13 protein-coding genes and 1 pseudogene are annotated in these 16,048 nt (G+C 70.9%); 5 read left to right on the forward strand and 9 right to left on the reverse strand.

Annotated elements, in window-relative coordinates; genetic code table 11:
- Positions 1-41 precede the first annotated feature (41 nt).
- Together C5B96_RS11165 and C5B96_RS11170 are read left to right on the forward strand one after the other, a co-directional pair.
- Complete coding sequence (locus C5B96_RS11165; protein ID WP_104245440.1) at positions 42-641, forward strand: PadR family transcriptional regulator; 600 nt, start codon at positions 42-44, stop codon at positions 639-641.
- 5 nt (positions 642-646) lie between these two features.
- On the forward strand, positions 647-2,419 hold the full coding sequence (locus C5B96_RS11170) for an ABC1 kinase family protein (protein ID WP_369826471.1): 1,773 nt from the start codon (positions 647-649) through the stop codon (positions 2,417-2,419).
- A gap of 45 nt (positions 2,420-2,464) precedes the next feature.
- On the opposite strand, the gene C5B96_RS11175 is transcribed toward C5B96_RS11170, so the two are convergent.
- The 4 genes from C5B96_RS11175 to C5B96_RS11190 form a co-directional block, all read right to left on the reverse strand.
- Entirely contained in the window at positions 2,465-3,883 is a 1,419-nt protein-coding gene (locus tag C5B96_RS11175) for an ABC transporter permease (protein WP_233189152.1), read from the reverse strand.
- The gene (locus C5B96_RS11180) at positions 3,880-4,668 is read right to left on the reverse strand and encodes an ABC transporter ATP-binding protein (protein WP_104245441.1); all 789 of its coding nucleotides are present in this window, start codon (positions 4,666-4,668) and stop codon (positions 3,880-3,882) included. Before C5B96_RS11180 ends, C5B96_RS11175 begins: the two co-directional genes overlap by 4 nt.
- Before the next feature lie 79 nt (positions 4,669-4,747).
- Complete coding sequence (locus C5B96_RS11185; protein ID WP_104245442.1) at positions 4,748-5,422, reverse strand: response regulator transcription factor; 675 nt, start codon at positions 5,420-5,422, stop codon at positions 4,748-4,750.
- Positions 5,419-6,696 (reverse strand): sensor histidine kinase, encoded by a 1,278-nt coding sequence (locus C5B96_RS11190; RefSeq protein ID WP_104245443.1) that lies wholly within the window; start codon positions 6,694-6,696, stop codon positions 5,419-5,421. The genes C5B96_RS11185 and C5B96_RS11190 overlap by 4 nt, the downstream gene beginning before the upstream one ends.
- Before the next feature lie 356 nt (positions 6,697-7,052).
- On the opposite strand from C5B96_RS11190, the gene C5B96_RS11195 reads away from it, so the two are divergent.
- On the forward strand, positions 7,053-8,435 hold the full coding sequence (locus C5B96_RS11195) for an ice-binding family protein (RefSeq protein WP_233189153.1): 1,383 nt from the start codon (positions 7,053-7,055) through the stop codon (positions 8,433-8,435).
- Positions 8,436-8,458: 23 nt separating this feature from the next.
- Here C5B96_RS11195 and C5B96_RS11200 read toward each other — a convergent pair whose 3' ends face one another.
- Positions 8,459-9,370 carry an ATP-grasp fold amidoligase family protein gene (locus C5B96_RS11200; RefSeq protein ID WP_233189154.1) on the reverse strand — a complete coding sequence of 304 codons (912 nt, stop codon included), beginning with the start codon at positions 9,368-9,370 and terminating at the stop codon, positions 8,459-8,461.
- 110 nt (positions 9,371-9,480) lie between these two features.
- Between C5B96_RS11200 and C5B96_RS11205 the strand changes: the two genes are divergently transcribed.
- Positions 9,481-9,774, forward strand: a complete 294-nt coding sequence (locus tag C5B96_RS11205; RefSeq protein ID WP_104245445.1) for a putative quinol monooxygenase — start codon at positions 9,481-9,483, stop codon at positions 9,772-9,774.
- Positions 9,775-9,866: 92 nt separating this feature from the next.
- On the opposite strand, the gene C5B96_RS11210 is transcribed toward C5B96_RS11205, so the two are convergent.
- The 4 genes from C5B96_RS11210 to C5B96_RS11225 form a co-directional block, all read right to left on the reverse strand.
- On the reverse strand, positions 9,867-11,606 hold the full coding sequence (locus C5B96_RS11210; protein WP_104245446.1) for an ABC transporter ATP-binding protein: 1,740 nt from the start codon (positions 11,604-11,606) through the stop codon (positions 9,867-9,869).
- The gene (locus C5B96_RS11215; protein ID WP_369826472.1) at positions 11,606-12,487 is read right to left on the reverse strand and encodes an ABC transporter permease; all 882 of its coding nucleotides are present in this window, start codon (positions 12,485-12,487) and stop codon (positions 11,606-11,608) included. Before C5B96_RS11215 ends, C5B96_RS11210 begins: the two co-directional genes overlap by 1 nt.
- The gene (locus C5B96_RS11220) at positions 12,484-13,497 is read right to left on the reverse strand and encodes an ABC transporter permease (protein WP_369826473.1); all 1,014 of its coding nucleotides are present in this window, start codon (positions 13,495-13,497) and stop codon (positions 12,484-12,486) included. The genes C5B96_RS11215 and C5B96_RS11220 overlap by 4 nt, the downstream gene beginning before the upstream one ends.
- Before the next feature lie 180 nt (positions 13,498-13,677).
- Positions 13,678-15,159: a cation:dicarboxylate symporter family transporter gene (locus tag C5B96_RS11225; RefSeq protein ID WP_199176633.1), complete on the reverse strand. Its 1,482-nt coding sequence runs from the start codon at positions 15,157-15,159 to the stop codon at positions 13,678-13,680.
- Between the two features lie 202 nt (positions 15,160-15,361).
- Here C5B96_RS11225 and C5B96_RS11230 point away from each other — a divergent pair.
- Positions 15,362-16,048 (forward strand): annotated as a pseudogene (locus C5B96_RS11230) (histidine kinase); the annotation flags it as partial.

The raw sequence follows: 16,048 nt of genomic DNA on the forward strand, positions 1-16,048 counted from the left end.
TATCGTTGAGTATCGTTAGCGACCTCACGAAGGAGATCATCATGGCCAGTTCATTCCCCACAGGCGGGTTCAACATGGGCAACCTCGGCAACCTCGGAAACCTCGGCAGCTACGGCGAGGGCATCTGGCAGGCCATGGACGAGTTGCGCACCAAGTTCGAGAAGCGCGGCGGCACCCGTGTCGGGCGCGGTGACGTGCGCGAGGCCGTGCTGGCCCTGCTGGCCGAGCAGCCGATGCACGGCTACCAGATCATCCGCGAGATCGAGGAGCGGAGCGGCGGCACCTGGAAGCCGAGCGCCGGTTCGGTCTACCCGACCCTGCAGCTGCTCTCCGACGAGGGCCTGATCAGCTCCGAGGAGTCGAACGGTCGCAAGACCTACTCGCTCACCGAGGCCGGCCGCATGAGCGTCGAGGGCACCGACCCGACCGCCCCGTGGGCAGCCGAGGGCTCCGACGAGAAGCCGGGCAGCAGCAGCTCCAACAACAAGGCCCGCTTCACCTCCCTGCCGAAGGCGGGCGTCGAACTCGCCCAGGCCGCGGCCCAGGTCGGTCGTACGGGCACGCCCGAGCAGGTGCAGGAGGCGGTCTCCGTTCTCGAAGACGCTCGCCGCCGCCTGTACTCGATCCTCGCCCAGAACTGACGAGGGTGCCGCCTGAACGCCGAGACCTGACGGGCCCTTCTGTAGCGGTGGCGGCGGTCGCGGGCAACACCCGCGCCCGCTACCGCCGTATCCTCCGCTTCGCGGCGTGGAACCTTGCCGTCACCTGGTTCTTCGAGCTGTTCCTTCCCCGTGTCGGCCTGACGAGAGTCGCCGAGCGCACGCGGTCGAGACGGATGCGCCGCTTCGCGCAACGCTTCCACGTGCTCGCCGTCGACCTCGGCGGGCTGATGATCAAGGTCGGCCAGTTCATGTCGTCGCGCCTCGACGTGCTGCCGCCGGAGATCACGGCCGAACTCGAGGGCCTGCAGGACGAAGTGCCCGCCGTTCCGTTCCCGGCGATCCGGGCGCTCGCCGAAGCGGAGCTCGGCACGAGCCTCTCCGCCGCCTTCAGCGTCGTCGCAGAGACGCCGGTTGCTGCGGCATCCCTCGGCCAGGCCCACCGCGCGCGGCTCGCCCCGGCGGCGGCGCTCGACGCCGGGTTCGACGAGGTCGTGCTGAAGGTGCAGCGCCCGGGCATCGACGCCATCATCGAGGTCGACCTCGCTGCCCTCCGCAGGGTCGGTGGCTGGCTGAGCCACGTTCGCCTCGTCTCCGACAGGGTCGACATGCCGGCCCTCGTCGAGGAGTTCGCCGAGACCAGCCTCGAAGAGATCGACTACCTGCTCGAGGCGGCGAGTTCCGAGCGGTTCGCCGCCGACTTCGCGGGAGACCCCCGGGTCGCGGTGCCGGCCGTCGTCTGGGAGCGCACCACCCGCAGGGTACTGACGCTCGAAGACGTGACGGCGATCAAGATCACCGATGCTGACGCACTGCGGGCGGCCGGTATCGATCCGGCCGAGGTGGCACCCGTCTTCGCGGCGGTCATGTTCGACCAGCTGTTCACGAACGGGTTCTTCCACGCCGACCCGCACCCGGGCAATGTGTTCGTGACACCGTTGGCGCGGCCTGCCACCGAGTCGACGCCCGCCTCGGCGACCGACCCGGCCCTGGCGTCGGCCCCCGGCCCCGCCTGGCAGCTGACCTTCATCGACTTCGGCATGATGGGCACGGTTCCCCCGAACACGCGGAGCGGCCTCCGCAAGCTGCTGATCGCGGCCGCCTCCCGCGACGGCAAGGGGCTGGTCGACGCGATCCGCGACGTGGGTGTGTTGCTCCCGTCGGCCGAGACCACCGAGCTCGAGCGGGCGATGACCGCCCTGTTCGCCCGCTTCGGCGGCATGGGGTTCGCCGAACTCCGCGACGTCGACCCGCGGGAGTTCCGCGACTTCGGCAACCAGTTCAGCGAGGTCATCCGCACGCTGCCGTTCCAGCTGCCCGAGAACTTCCTGCTGATCATCCGCGCCATGTCCCTTACCTCGGGTGTCTGCAGCGCCCTCGACCCGGCCTTCAACCTCTGGGACTCGGTCGAGCCCTACGCGCAGCAGCTGATCCGCGACGAGCGCGGCAATGTGGTGCAGGATGTCGCGAGGCAGGCCCTCGGGTCGGCGACCGTCGCACTCCGCCTCCCGGGGCGGCTGGATGCCCTGGCCACCCGCTTCGAAGACGGCACCGTCGCGGTGACGACGCCCTCGGTCGAGCGGCGGATCGCCCGGCTCGAACGCACCGCGCGGCGGGTCGTCTCGGCCGTGCTCTTCGCCGCACTGCTGATCGCGGGGGCCGTCATCCGTGCCGACGATGTCGTGTTCGGCACCGTGCTGATGGCCGTGTCGGCGCTGCCTCTGCTGCACGCGCTGTTCGCAGGCCGTCGCGCCGGCTGAGCGTGCCCCCGGGCGACCGTGCCGGGGGCGCACCCGCCCGCGTGGTCACGCGCTGAGAGCGCCGACGGGCGTGGCCCGGGTCGCCCGGCGTGCCGGTGCGAGCGAAGCGACCAGCGTCAGCAGTGCCGCCGCGACCGCGACCGCCACACAGAGTGCCAGCGGCACCGTCGGTACGACGAGTCCCGGGCTGCCCGCTATTCCGCCGAGCAGCGACTGTGCCCCCGCCCAGCCGTAGAACGTTCCGAGCGCCAGGCCGAGCACGACAGCCGAGACGGTGAGCTGGGCGCTCTCGGCCACGATCATGCCGCGCACCTGGCCGCGGGTGAAACCGAGCGCGCGCAGCAGCCCCAGCTCGCGGATGCGCTGCAGCACACTGAGCGACAGCGTGTTGACCAGCCCGACCGCCGCAATGAGGGCGCTGTAGCCCATCAACACGGAGAACACCGCGACCGTGGTGGTGAGCATCCGGTCGACCCCCGCGTACACCTCCGGTTCGGCAGCCTGCGCCGCCCGGATCATCTGCTGGAAGCCGGCCGTCGCCACCACGAAGGTCGTGATGAGGGTGACACCGATCAGCAGCCCGACGGTCGAGCGGGCGGTGCGCTCGGGATGCCGTACCGCGTTCGCGGCGGCCAGCCGGGCGGTAGGCCCTCGGCCGAAGAGACGACCGACCAGGTTCAGGATGACCGGCATCACCCGGTTCGCGCCGACGATGACGCCGAGGAACGAGACCACCCCGCCGACCAGCGCCACGAGAACGCCCTGGGGGTCGCTCAGGCCGATGAAGACACCCGCTGCCAGCAGCGCGTCGCCACCGAGGAAGAGCGCGAGGGCGGCGACGCTGCGGGCGAGCCCTCCGGCTGCCTCCTCCTGGTTGGCTTCGCCCGAGGCGCCGAGCGCCTGCATCGGCGTCACGGCGAGCACCCGGCGCGAACCGATCCACGACGCGAGCCAGGTCGTCAGAACGACCACGACCGTCGGAACCAGCAGCACCGGTTCGGCCAGGGCGTAGGGCAGGTCGGGCAGAATGCCGAGCGTGACGCAGGTGGCGGCCAGCAGCGTGGTGAGAACGGTTCCGCCGAGGGCGCCGAGCAGGGATCCGGCCACGCCCACGAGCAGGCCCTCCCGGGTGACCGCCCGGCGTTCGGTTCGCGCGTCGGAGCCGAGCAGCCGCCGGAGGGCGATCGCGCGCGTGCGGCCGGCGATGATCGTCGAGAAGCTGTTGGCGGTGACGACGGCCCCCACGTAGACGGCGATCGTGAGGAAGATGACGGCGGCGATCGGCAGGATGAACGCGACGGTGGCGCTCGCTCCCGTCACATCGTCGGCGCGGATCGCCGTCGTCAGCACACCGACCGTCGACAGCAGCGAGACTCCGAAGGCCGAGCTGAGAGCGGCCACCAGAATGCTCGGGGCGTGCTCGCCGAGTGCCGCCCGCATGCCCGTCACAGCCCCGGCGCTCACGCCGCGGCCTCGAGGTTCAGCATGAGGTGGCTGATCTCCTGCGGAGTGCAGCGGCCCCGATCATCCACGATCCGCCCGTCGGCGAGAAAGACGACGCGGTCGGCGAAGCTCGCGGCGATCGGGTCGTGGGTCACCATGGCGATGCTCTGGCCGCGGTCGCGACTCGCCGAGGCGAGCAGAGTGAGAACGTCGCGGCCGGTCCGCGAATCGAGGTTGCCTGTCGGTTCGTCTGCGAAGACGAGGTCGGGGCGCGTGACGAGGGCGCGGGCGATGGCGACGCGCTGCTGCTGGCCCCCCGAGAGCTCGTGCGGCCGGTGCCGCAGGCGGTCGGTGAGCCCGAGCGAGTCGACGAGAGCGAGCAGATGGGCGCGTTCGGCCGCATTCGGGCGCCGGCCGTCGAGGTCGAAGGGGAGCAGGATGTTCTGCTCGACGTCGAGCGTCGGCACCAGGTTGAACGACTGGAAGACGAACCCGATCCGCCGCCTCCGCAACAGCGTGAGGTCGGTGTCGCCGAGGCGGGTGATGTCGCGGCCGCCGAGGGCGATGGTTCCGGATGTCGCGGTGTCGAGCCCGGCCATGATGTGCATGAGCGTCGACTTGCCCGAGCCGCTCGGGCCCATGATGGCGGTGAACGCGCCCGCCTCGAGGCGCAGGGTGACACCGCGGAGCGCGGTCACGGTGGCGGAATCCGACCCGTAGCTCTTGCTGAGGTTCAGTGCTTCAGCGATCGGCTGGGCGGCGCTGACATGCCGGTGGGCGGGAACAGGGGCGGTTGCGGTTGTCATGCTTCGACACTAGGAAGCACCGGCCCGCCGCGGATCGGACCTCGGGATGAACCGGAGTCAACCGAAGGGATGACATCGCTCAGGTGGTCAGGCCGTGCTCGTAGGCGAACACCACGAGTTGCACGCGGTCGCGGAGGCCGAGCTTGCCGAGCACCCGGCTGAGGTGCGTCTTGACGGTGGCTTCGCTCACGAACTCGTCTGCGGCGATCTCGGCGTTGCTGAGACCGCGGGCCACCTGGGCGAAGATCGCCCGCTCGCGGGTGGTCAGTGTCTCGAAGGCCGGTGGGGGAGGAGTCGTCGGTGAAGCGGCCGTGAAGCGCTCGAAGAGCTCACGCGTGGCCGAGGGCGCGATGACGGCGCTGCCGCTGTGCACCATGCGGATGGCGGCGAGCAGAAAGCCCGGCTCCGCGTCTTTCAGCACGAAGCCGCTGGCGCCGCTCTGGATCGCCCGCGCGGCCGCCTCGTCGAGATCGAAGGTGGTGAGCACGATGATGCGGGGCCTCGACGCCCCGCGGGCATCGGCGGCTGCCAGGATGCGCTGGGTGGCCTCGATGCCGTTCATGACGGGCATGCGGATGTCCATCAAAATGACGTCGGGCTCTGCGACGGCCGCCATGGTGACGCTCTCGGCTCCGTCGGCCGCCTCGCCCACCAGCTCGAGATCGGGTTGGCTGGAGACGAGCATGCGGATGCCCGCCCGGAAGAGCGCCTGGTCGTCGACGAGGGCGACCCGGATGCTCGGCTGCGCGCTCACGCGACGACCAGGTCGTTCGGCGCCGGAGTCGACGGTGCGGGTACGGGCAGCCGGGCGGAGACGACGAACAGCCTGCCGCTCGGGGCCGCTGCGAGCGAGCCGCCGGCGAGCGTGGCTCGCTCGATCATGCCCGGGATGCCGTGGCCCGGCAGCGAGCCTCCCGCCGGCGCGGCAGCCGGCAGCGTGCTGGTGACGGTCACCCACAGTTCGGTGGTGGCCCAGTCGAGCGACACCGTGACGGGCTTCGCCTGGTCGCCGTGCCGCAGGGCGTTGGTCAGCGCCTCCTGCACGATGCGGTACACCGCGAGTTCACGTGGCGCCCCGAGGGCGGCGTGTGCCCCACTCGTGCGGCGCTCGACCGCGAGACCCGTCGATCGAAAGTGGTCGGCCAGGGCATCCAGAGCCGACAGGCCCGGCTGCGGTGCACTCGAGTCGTTGTGGCGCAGCTCGCCGAGCAGCACGCGCACATCGGCCAGCGCACTGCGGGCCGTACTCGCGATGGTGGTGAGGGACTCGTCGACGAGGTCGGTCTCGCCCGGTTCGCCGTGTATGCCTGCAGCGGTATATAGGTAGCGAGCTCCGTCGGCCTGGGCGATCACCACTGCGAGCGAATGCGCCACGATGTCGTGCATGTCCCGCGCGATGCGGTTGCGCTCCTGCTCCACGATGACGGCCTGCTCGGCGAGCAGGCGGTCGTTCTCGGCAGCGTGCTGGGCCTCACGGCTGGCCTCCGAGCGGGAGAAGGCGCGGGTGAGAACGCCGAGAACCCAGCTCAGAATGAACACCGCCAGGCCGCCGACGAAGACGACCACCGTTCCCTGCGCCACAGAGAGCAGCTCGGCGTTCTGCCCGGCACGGATGCCCCGCAGAATCGTCAGCGGGGTGGCATACGTCAGCAGAGCCGGCACGACCACGGTGTAGAGCGTGGCGAGCGCCGCCCCGAGGAAGGTCGAGGCGAAGCCGAGCCAGCGCAGCACCGGTGTGCCGTAGGCGGCCGTCGAATAGAGCACCGGCAGCACGGCGAGGTCGGCGAGTCCCGGATCCTGGCGCAGGAGCATCTGCAGAACAGCCATGAACCAGACGAGGAGCAGGGCGAGAGGCGGGCTGAGACGGCGAAGCGCGAGAGCGAATCCCATGCCGAGCGCGATGGCGAGGTCGGCGAGGCGCACGTACCCCGCCTGGTAGACCGTCGAATAGGCCACGGCGACCACGACGAGAACCACGGCGATGGCGATGTCGACTGCCCGCTGGCGGGAGGTGAGGGCGCGGAGCATGTCAATACCGTAGGCGCCGCCGGTGCCAGGGAGGCGGAGATTCAGCGGATCGAGAAGCCTGGGAGCGCAAAATCATCCTTCCGATGCACATCGCTCGAGTGCAAAGGCGCTTCATGTGTAAGCAATATCGAGGCAATATCGGTGATTAGCGTGCTATTGCCTTCATTGCAAGGTACGGTTCACAAACCACCCCCAAAAGGGGTGAGGTGCTGTAGGGGTGTGGCACCAGGGTTCATGTACAACTCCTGGTTGATTTCCACACACAGTACTGAGGTACCTTCATGCGCGCTGCCGCATCCAGACACGCCGGACCCGTCCGGTCCACCAAGACGTCACGCGCGACCAACATCGCGGTCGTGAGCGGGGTGGGCCTGCTCGCTGCCTCGATCCTGTTCGCCACGATGGGCGCAGCTGCGGTGGAGGCCCCGGTCACTCTCGGCACGGCGGCCACCTACGCGGTGCTCTCCGGCCAGACGGTGACCAACACGGATGGAACGGTGCTCGGGCGCGACCTCGGGCTGTCGCCCGGCTCGGCGATCACCGGCTTCCCGCCCGGCATCGTGAACGGCGAGACGCACCTCGGTGACGCCACTGCGCTGAAGGCGCAGGCCGACCTGGCCATCGCCTACGACGACGCAGCGGGCCGGGCACCGACAGCGTCGGTCTCCGACGACCTGGTCGGCAGAACCTTCGTGGGCGGCGTCTACAAGTCGACCAGCACCCTGGCCCTCAGCGGTACGGTGACGCTCGACGGGCAGGGCAACCCGAACTCCGTGTTCATCTTCCAGGTCGCCTCGTCGCTCAACACGGCAACGGCGAGCCGCGTCAACCTGACGAACGGTGCACGCAGTTGCAACGTCTTCTGGCAGGTCGGAGCCTCGGCCGTGCTCGGCACCAATTCGAACTTCGTCGGCACCATCATGGCGCTCACCTCGATCTCGGTTGAGACGGGAACGGATGTCGCGGGCCGCGCTCTCGCCCGCAACGGCTCGGTGACGCTCGACGACAACACGTTCACGACCGCGACGTGCGCGGTGGTGCCTGTTCCGACGGAGACGCCGACGGCGACGCCCACGGCCTCGCCGACAGGGACCCCCACGGCCTCGCCGACCGGAACGCCGACGGCCTCGCCGACCGGCACCCCGACTACGCCGCCGACTCCGACCGCGACGCCGACACTGCCGCCGACTCCGACGGCCACGCCGACGTTGCCGCCGACTCCGACGGCCACGCCGACGTTGCCGCCGACTCCGACCGCGACCCCGACTCTGCCGCCGACTCCGACGGCCACGCCGACGTTGCCGCCGACCCCGACGGCCACGCCGACACTGCCGCCGACTCCGACCGCGACGCCGACCTTGCCGCCGACGCCGACCGCGACTCCGACCGTCACGCCTACGGCCACGCCGACTCCGACGCCGACCGTGACCCCCACGGCCACGCCGACTCCGACGCCGACTGTGACGCCCACGGCCACGCCGACTCCGACCCCGACGGCATCCGCGGCTCCCACCGCGACCGCCACCCCGACGCCGGCGCCCAGCACGACGGCGAGCGCCGTGCCGGTACCCGGCGGCGGTGGGAACGGCGGCAGTGGATCATCCGGAGACCTCGCTGAGACCGGTATCGGCGGCATCCTGCCCCCCGTCACCGGAGCGAGCGTGCTGCTCGTGATGGCCGGCCTGACCGCCTTCTTCCTCTCCCGGCGCACCCGCACCCGCCGGAACCCGACCGACTGACCCCAAGCCCGCGCGGTGCCGAACTAGCGATAGCGGTTCGGCACCGTCCAGTGGCTGCCGAACCTCTCATTGAAGCTCGGCGGCTCGAACGGGCTGTGACCGCCCGCCGGGTAACTCGTCAGCTCGCCGACGACGATGCGCCCCGGCAGCAGATAGAGGTCGACGCGCAGAAAGTCGGTCTCCTCGGCCAGGCGCTCGGCGAGGGCGATCATCTCGTCGAGGGTCTCGGGTCGCGGCCGCCCGGGCGTCGCCCACGGCAGCCCGCCGCTCAGCTCGAGGTGCTCCCAGTCACGGGAGTAGAAGTCCTGCGTGCGTTCGCCGAAGCGGCCCGAGTCGACCTGCACGTACTCGCACCGGCCGTGGAACACGAAGAACTTCAGGTCGTCGGGAATCGCCCCCTCGGGTGACGACAGCAGCTCCTCGACGATGATCCGCGGCTGGATGCGGCTATAGGCCCACTCGCTGTTCGGCCCCCGCCCGTAGAGTTTGCGGAGCCAGGAGCCGGCGGTGCGGGCGAGCAGGTCGGGGTCGGCCGCACTCGGCAGCACGTGCTGGTAGATCCAGCCCCAGTCGGGCCGCACCAGCCGCGCCTCCGGTGCTGCCTCGGGGGAGACGACGACCACCGCTCCGCTGCCGTGGGTCGGCTTGATGACGAGACCCTCGCCGACGCTCAGGCCGCGGAGCGCATCCGCCTCGTCGAACACCCCGATCGCGTCGGGCAGGTACGCCTCGCCGACGCGGTCGGCGATGTACTCCCTGACCGCTGCCTTGTCGGCGAAGGTCACCAGCAGGGGGCGCCGGTCACGCAGCATCTTGTACTGCACCTTCTCGGTGAACGTGACCGGCCGTCGCGTGCGGAACAGTCGCCAGGCGCGCACCAACCGGCTGCGTTCGCGTCGTCTGATGGGCTTCTCGGGGGTGAAGATCGGCGGCACTCCACGATCGTAGCGGCGACCGGATGCCCGGCAGGAGAAATTCTGACCGCTCGCCGGGCGTTGCATCCGAGAGACGCCGGCCCATCCCGGGCCTGCCGGCAAGGAGAACCATGATCACCGCACTGCTCGAACTCCGCATCGCCCCCGAGTCGCTCTCCGACGCGACGCGCGTGCTCACCGAGACCCTGCAGCAGACCCGCGCTCGCGAGGGCAACCTCGGGGTGGACGTTCTCGTCGACCGCGCCGATGCCGCCCACATCACCATCGTCGAGCGCTGGGAATCGATCGAGGCAGACGACGCCTACCGCGCCTGGCGTGCGACCGACGAGGGCAAGAGCCAGCTCGGCACCATCCTCGCCGCCCCGCCCGCCCTCTCGGTCAACGACACCTCGTTCTCCCTGTAGTCCCCCGCGGCGGGGCCGCGGCGAGCGCTGCCGCGCCGCCCGCAGCGGGCCGCACCGCGAGCCTCGCGGTCGCCGACCGAGCAGCCGCGCTGTCAGGCCAGGCGGGGGGAGGCGGCCAGCAGGCGGCGGGTGTAGGGGTCGGCGGGGTTCGCGAAGAGGGTCGCCGACGGGCCGCTCTCGACGATGCGGCCGTCGAGCATGACGGCGACCGTGTCGCTCATGTGCTGCACCACCCCGAGGTCGTGCGAGATGAACAGGTAGCTGAGCCCCCGCTCGCGCTGCAGTTCGTCGAGCAGGTCGAGCACCTGCGCCTGCACCGACACGTCGAGCGCCGACACGGGCTCGTCGCAGACGAGGATGTCGGGCTGCGGCGCCAGCGCCCGGGCGATCGCCACGCGCTGGCGCTGGCCGCCCGACAGGTGCAGGGGGCGGCGGTCGGCGAGCGAACCGGCCAGCCCGACCGAGTCGAGCAGCTCGGTGAGGGCGGGCAGCTGACCCCTGTCGCGGGTGCTGCGGCCGTCGGTCAGGGCGTCGGTCAGAATCTCGCGCACCGTCCAGCGCGGGTCGAACGAGCCGAGCGGATCCTGGTAGATCGCTCCGATCCGCCGCCGCTCGGGCCGTCGTTCGCGTTCGCTCAGGATGCTCCACGGCGCGCCCCCGAGGGCGACGGTTCCGGCATCCGGAGCCGTCAGACCGAGCACTAGGCGCGCGGTCGTCGTCTTGCCCGAGCCGGATTCGCCGACGAGCCCGAGCGTCTGCCCCCGCGCGAGACTGAGCGACACGTCGTCGACGACCACCCGCCGCGACCCGTCGGGGTTGCGGTAGCTCTTCACGAGCCCGTGCGCTTCGAGCGCCGGTGCGCCGGCCGTTCGTCCTCCGCCACCGTCCTTTCCCGCGAGGCGCGCGCCACGCTCGGCGCCGCCCTCCCTGCGCACAGCGTGCGCGTCGGCTGCGGTTGCGGGCGCGACTTCGGGCTCGACTTCCGGCGCGGCGGCGGGCGCAAGGGGCGTGCCCCGGGGGCGGCCCGCGGGCACCGCACGGATGAGGCGCTTCGTGTATTCGTGCTGCGGATCGCCGAGAACCCGGTCGGCCGGTCCCTGCTCGACGATGCGGCCGTCGGTCATCACCGCGATCCTGTCGGCGATGCGGCCCACCACCGCGAGGTCGTGGCTGATCAGCAGCACCGCTGTTCCCTCACGCTTCAAGCGCTCGAGCAGCAGCAGAATCTGCTCCTGCACGGTGGTGTCGAGTGCCGTCGTCGGCTCGTCGGCGATGAGCAGCGGCGGGTCGAGCGCGATCGCCGAGGCAATGAGGGCGCGCTGCCGCAGCCCGCCCGAGAGCTCGCCCGACCGCTGCCGCGCCCGGAACTCCGGTTGCGGAACGCCGACATCCACGAGCAGCTGCTGCACCCGGGCACTGCGCTCGCCCGGGGAGAGCCGCGTGTGCAACCGCAGGGCGTCGGCGATCTCGCGCCCCACCGTTCGCAGCGGGTCGAGCGAGACCAGGGCATCCTGCAGCACCAGCCCGACGTCGGCGCCGCGAAGGCCCCGCAGCTGGCGCACCGAGAGGGTGAGCACGTTCTTCGTGCCGACCACCAGGCGGTCGGCGGTCACGGTCGCGTTCTGGCCGGCGAGACCCAGGATGCTGCGGGCCGTGACGCTCTTGCCCGACCCCGATTCGCCCACCAGCGCCAGGCACCGGCCGGGCTCGAGCGTGAAGCCGACGCCGTCGACCACCGTCGTCGTCTCGCGCCCGCTCCGGAACCCGACGCGGAGGTTCTGCACGTCGAGCACCGCCTGCTGCTCGCCCAGCACCGCCTGCTGCTCGCCCATCACCGCTCCCGGTTCCGACGCTGCAGGCCCCGCCCGAGCACCGTCGCCGACGCGGCCGCCAGCACCACGAACAGACCGGGGAAGAACGTGAGCCACCACGCGACGGAGATGTACGTGCGCCCCGCCGAGAGCATCGCCCCCCACTCTGCCGCGGGGGGCACCGCGCCGAGGCCGAGAAAGCTGAGCGCGGAGGCCCACACGATGGCCTGCCCGACCCCGAGGGTGGCGAGCGCGAACAGCCCGGCCGCCACGTTCGGCAGGATGCTGCGGCGGAAGATCTGCCCCGGGCTCCGCCCCAGAACGACGGCGGCCTCGATGAAACCCGATCCGCGGATCGAACGGATCTGCGACCGGATGATGCGCGCGTAGCCGGGCGCCGTCGCGAGTCCAACGGCGATCGTCGACGTGGTCACCCCCACCCCGAAGATCGTGATGAACAGCAGCGCGAGCAGCAGCCCGGGGAACGCGAACAGCACCTCGAGCAGCCGATTCACGCCGAAGTCGACGGCGCGTGGGCCGAGGCCGGCGAGGGATCCGAGAACGAGCGCGAGCACCAACCCGATCCCGGTCGCCGCCACGCCGATCAGCAGCGACGACCGCGCGCCGTAGACGACCCGCGTGAAGATGTCGCGCCCCGATTCGTCGGTGCCGAACGGGTGACCGGGCGACGGCGGCGTGAAGGCGCTCGCGGGCGCGATGGCGAGGGGGTCGGTCGCCGTCAGCAGCTGCGGGGCGAGGGCGGCGACCAGCAGGAAGAGCAGAATGAGCCCGGCGATGACCTCCGCGACGTGCAGGTGGGCGAGCGCGCGGCGGGCGCCGCTCGGCTGGTGGGCTGTGGATGCCGCCAGAGGCAGCAGGGGAGCCCCGGCCGACCCGCTCACGACCCACCGCCCGACGACGACTGCGCGCGCAGCCGCGGATCCGCGAGGCGGTCGGCGAGGTCGGTCGCGATCGTGACCACGATGTAGACGAGCGCCACCACCATCACGACGCCGATCACGACAGGGATGTCCCTGATCAGCACGGCATTCAGCAGAGTGCGCCCGAGCCCGGGGCGGGCGAAGACCGTCTCGACCACGACCGCGCCGCTGATCAGCGATCCGAAGGCCCAGCCCGAGAGGCTGATCGCGGGCAGGGCCGCGTGCCGCAGCGCGTGGATCAGCCGAACCCCGGTCTCGCTCTCACCGCGCGCCCTCGCCGAAACGGTGAACGGGGCATCCAGAGCGTTCAGAACCGACTCGCGCATCAGCTGCCCGAGAAAGCCGGCCAGGGGAATGGCGAGCGTGAGCACGGGCAGCACGAGGCCCGGGATGCCCGGGGTGCTGATCGCGGGCAGCCAGCCGAAGCCCACGCTGAACACCAGGATGAGGATCGTGCCGAGCCAGAAGTTCGGCACGGCGGCCGCGACGATCTCGAGCACGGTCGAGACGGTGGCGGCGATCCGCCCGCCCCGGGTCGCCCAGAGGGCCAGCCCGATCGCGAGCAGCCAGGCGACGGCGAGCGAGAGCACGGTGAGCAGCAGCGTGCTGCCCAGCCCGTCGAGAATCACGTGCGCGACCGGCACTTTCAGGGAGTAGGAGGTGCCGAAGTCGCCGGTCGCGAGCCGCCCTAGCTCGTGCAGGTACTGGGTGAGCAGGGGCTGGTCGAGGCCGAACTCGGCCCGTGCCTGGGCGAGGGCCTCCGGGGTGGCGCGGGAGCCGGGCCCGCCGAGGATCGCCTCGGCCGGGTCGCCCGGGATCAGCCGGATGCCGAAGAAGATGAGCGTGGCGACGGCCCACAGCACGAACACGGCGCCCGCGACGCGCGTCACGATCCACCGCGCGGCGCGCCCCGCCGAGCGCCGCCGTCGCACCCCCTGCTCGGCGGCGGCAGCGCTGGCGAGGGAGGTCACCCTTCGAGCCTAGGCGCGATTCGCCCCGTCGACCCGCGGTGGCGCCACATGACGTCCCGCCCGGACGGAGGTGGGGCGATCCTCCGCTCTCTGGGCGTCGGGTGCGCTCACCTCCGTCCGGGTGGGAGGCTGCGCGCGGCGGCGACGCGGATGCTCGGACACGGGGTGGCGCCGGGCGGGTTAGCGGCGGCGACGGGTGCCGACGGGGCCCTCGACGATGGCGGCGATCTCGGAGGTGGAGACGGGGGCGTGGCCCGCGGCATCCCGCTCGCCGGCGCCCACGACCGCAGCGCCAGCGACACCAGTGGCAGCAACGCCACCCGCAACACTGGCACCCGCGGCCGACGGCGCGTGGTCGTCGGCGCTCATCGTCGCCTCATCGAACGGCAGCTCGCGCGAGAGCACGGCGCGCACCCGGTCGCGGTCGATCTGGTGCGTCCACGTGCCGATCAGGATGGTCGCCACCGCGTTGCCGGTGAAGTTGGTGAGCGCCCGGGCCTCCGACATGAAGCGGTCGATGCCGACGATCACGCCGACCCCGTTCACCAGGTCGGGACGGTGGGCCTGCAGCCCGCCCGCGAGGGTGGCGATGCCGGCGCCCGAGACGCCGGCGGCACCCTTCGACGCGATCATCATGAACAGCAGCAGCGAGATCTGCTCGCCGATGTTCAGGGGCGTTCCGGTCGCGTTCGCGATGAACAGCGACGCCATCGTCAGGTAGATCGCGGTGCCGTCGAGATTGAACGAGTAGCCGGTGGGAACGGTGATGCCGGCGACCGACTTGGAGACGCCGACGTGCTCCATCTTCGCGATCAGCCGGGGGAGCGCCACCTCGCTCGACGAGGTCGACACGATCAGCAGGTACTCCCGCCCGAGGTAGCGCATCAGCTGGAAGATGTTGGTGCGGGCGGAGATCCAGAGCAGACCGCCCAGAATGATCACGATGAACAGGGCGCAGGTGATGTAGAACGCGATCATCAGGGTTCCGAGGCTGACGAGGGCCGCCGCCCCGCTCGAACCGACGACCGCCGCGATTGCGCCGAAGGCACCGATCGGTGCGACCCACATGATCATCGACAGGATGCGGAACACCAGCACCTGGATCTGCCCGATCGCCGACAGGATGGGCGCCCCCTTCGGCCCGAGGTACTGCAGCGCGAACCCGACGAGCAGCGCGACGAAGAGCACCTGCAAAATGTTGCCCGCGGTCAGCGACGACAGCAGCGAGGTGGGGATGATGCCGAGGATGAACCCGGTCGTGTCCGAAGCGGGCAGCGCCGACGTGTCGTACGTCGAGGCCGAGATGTTCAGCCCGTCACCCGGGTGGATGACGTTGCCGACGACGAGCCCGATGCCGAGCGCGAATGTCGACATCACGATGAAGTAGCCGAGCGCGAGCCCGCCGATCTTGCCCACCGTGGCGGCCTTGGCGATCGAACCGACCCCCAGCACGATCGTGCAGAAGATGATGGGCGCAATCATCATCTTGATCAGCGAGACGAAGCCGTCACCGAGGGGCTTCAGCCCCTTCGCGAACTCCGGGGCGAGAAGTCCCACCGCGATGCCGGCCGCCACCGCGACGATGACGAAGATGTAGAGGTAGTGGGCACGGTCCAGGCGCTTCCTGGGAGTCGTGCCGGTTGCTGCTGGCGTCGTTGCCATTGTTCTCACCTTTCGGATGATCGCCTCGCGTCGTCGCGGGCGTAGCTCAAGTGGGGCAAGCCTCGGGCACCGGCGGGCGCGGCACCGAGTTGTGTTCATAGTGTTTGCGGGTAGCCAGGCGCCGGAACGGGCATCCGGAACCGCCCGGGGCTACCCTGAGAGCGACCGCACTCCGCACCGACGCGAGAGCAGAACAGGGCAGGTGGCACGCCGCATGATCGCCTGGGTTCGCCGCTGGAGCATCTCGACGCGGCTGTTCGTGCTGCAGTTCGTGTTCATTCTGGTGCTGACGCTGATCGCGCTGGCCTGGCTCTGGAACGACGCCCGCGGCATCGTCGAGCAGAGCGCCGCCGACCGCAGCCTGTCGGTGGCCACGTCGATCGCCGACAATCCGTTCGTCGTGTCGAACGTGGAATCGGCCGACCCGAGCGCCCAGCTCGAGCCCTACGCACAGAACCTGATGGCCGACACCCGCACGGACTTCATCACGATCATGGCGCCCGATCGCACCCGCTTCACCCACCCGAACCCCGCCGAGATCGGGCGGCCGTTCGTCGGCACCATCGAGCCCGCGCTCGAGGGTCGCTCGTTCACGGAGACGTACACCGGCACGCTCGGGCCGTCGGTGCGGGCGGTCGTGCCCATCCGCGATGCCGACGGCGACATCGTCGCGCTCGTCGCCGCCGGAGTGACGGTGTCGAAAGTGTCGGTCGCGCTCGGTGAACGCCTTCCGTTCGTGTTCGCATTCGCCGCTCTGACCCTGCTGTTCGGCGCCCTGGTCTCGTGGGCGCTGAGCCGCTACCTCGGCCGGGTGACGTGGGGGCGGGGGCCCGAGGAGTTGGGGCGCATGTTCCTGTACTACGAGGGGGTGCTGCACGCGGTGCGGGAG

Source organism: Subtercola sp. Z020, assembly GCF_002931235.1.
Classification (GTDB): domain Bacteria; phylum Actinomycetota; class Actinomycetes; order Actinomycetales; family Microbacteriaceae; genus Subtercola.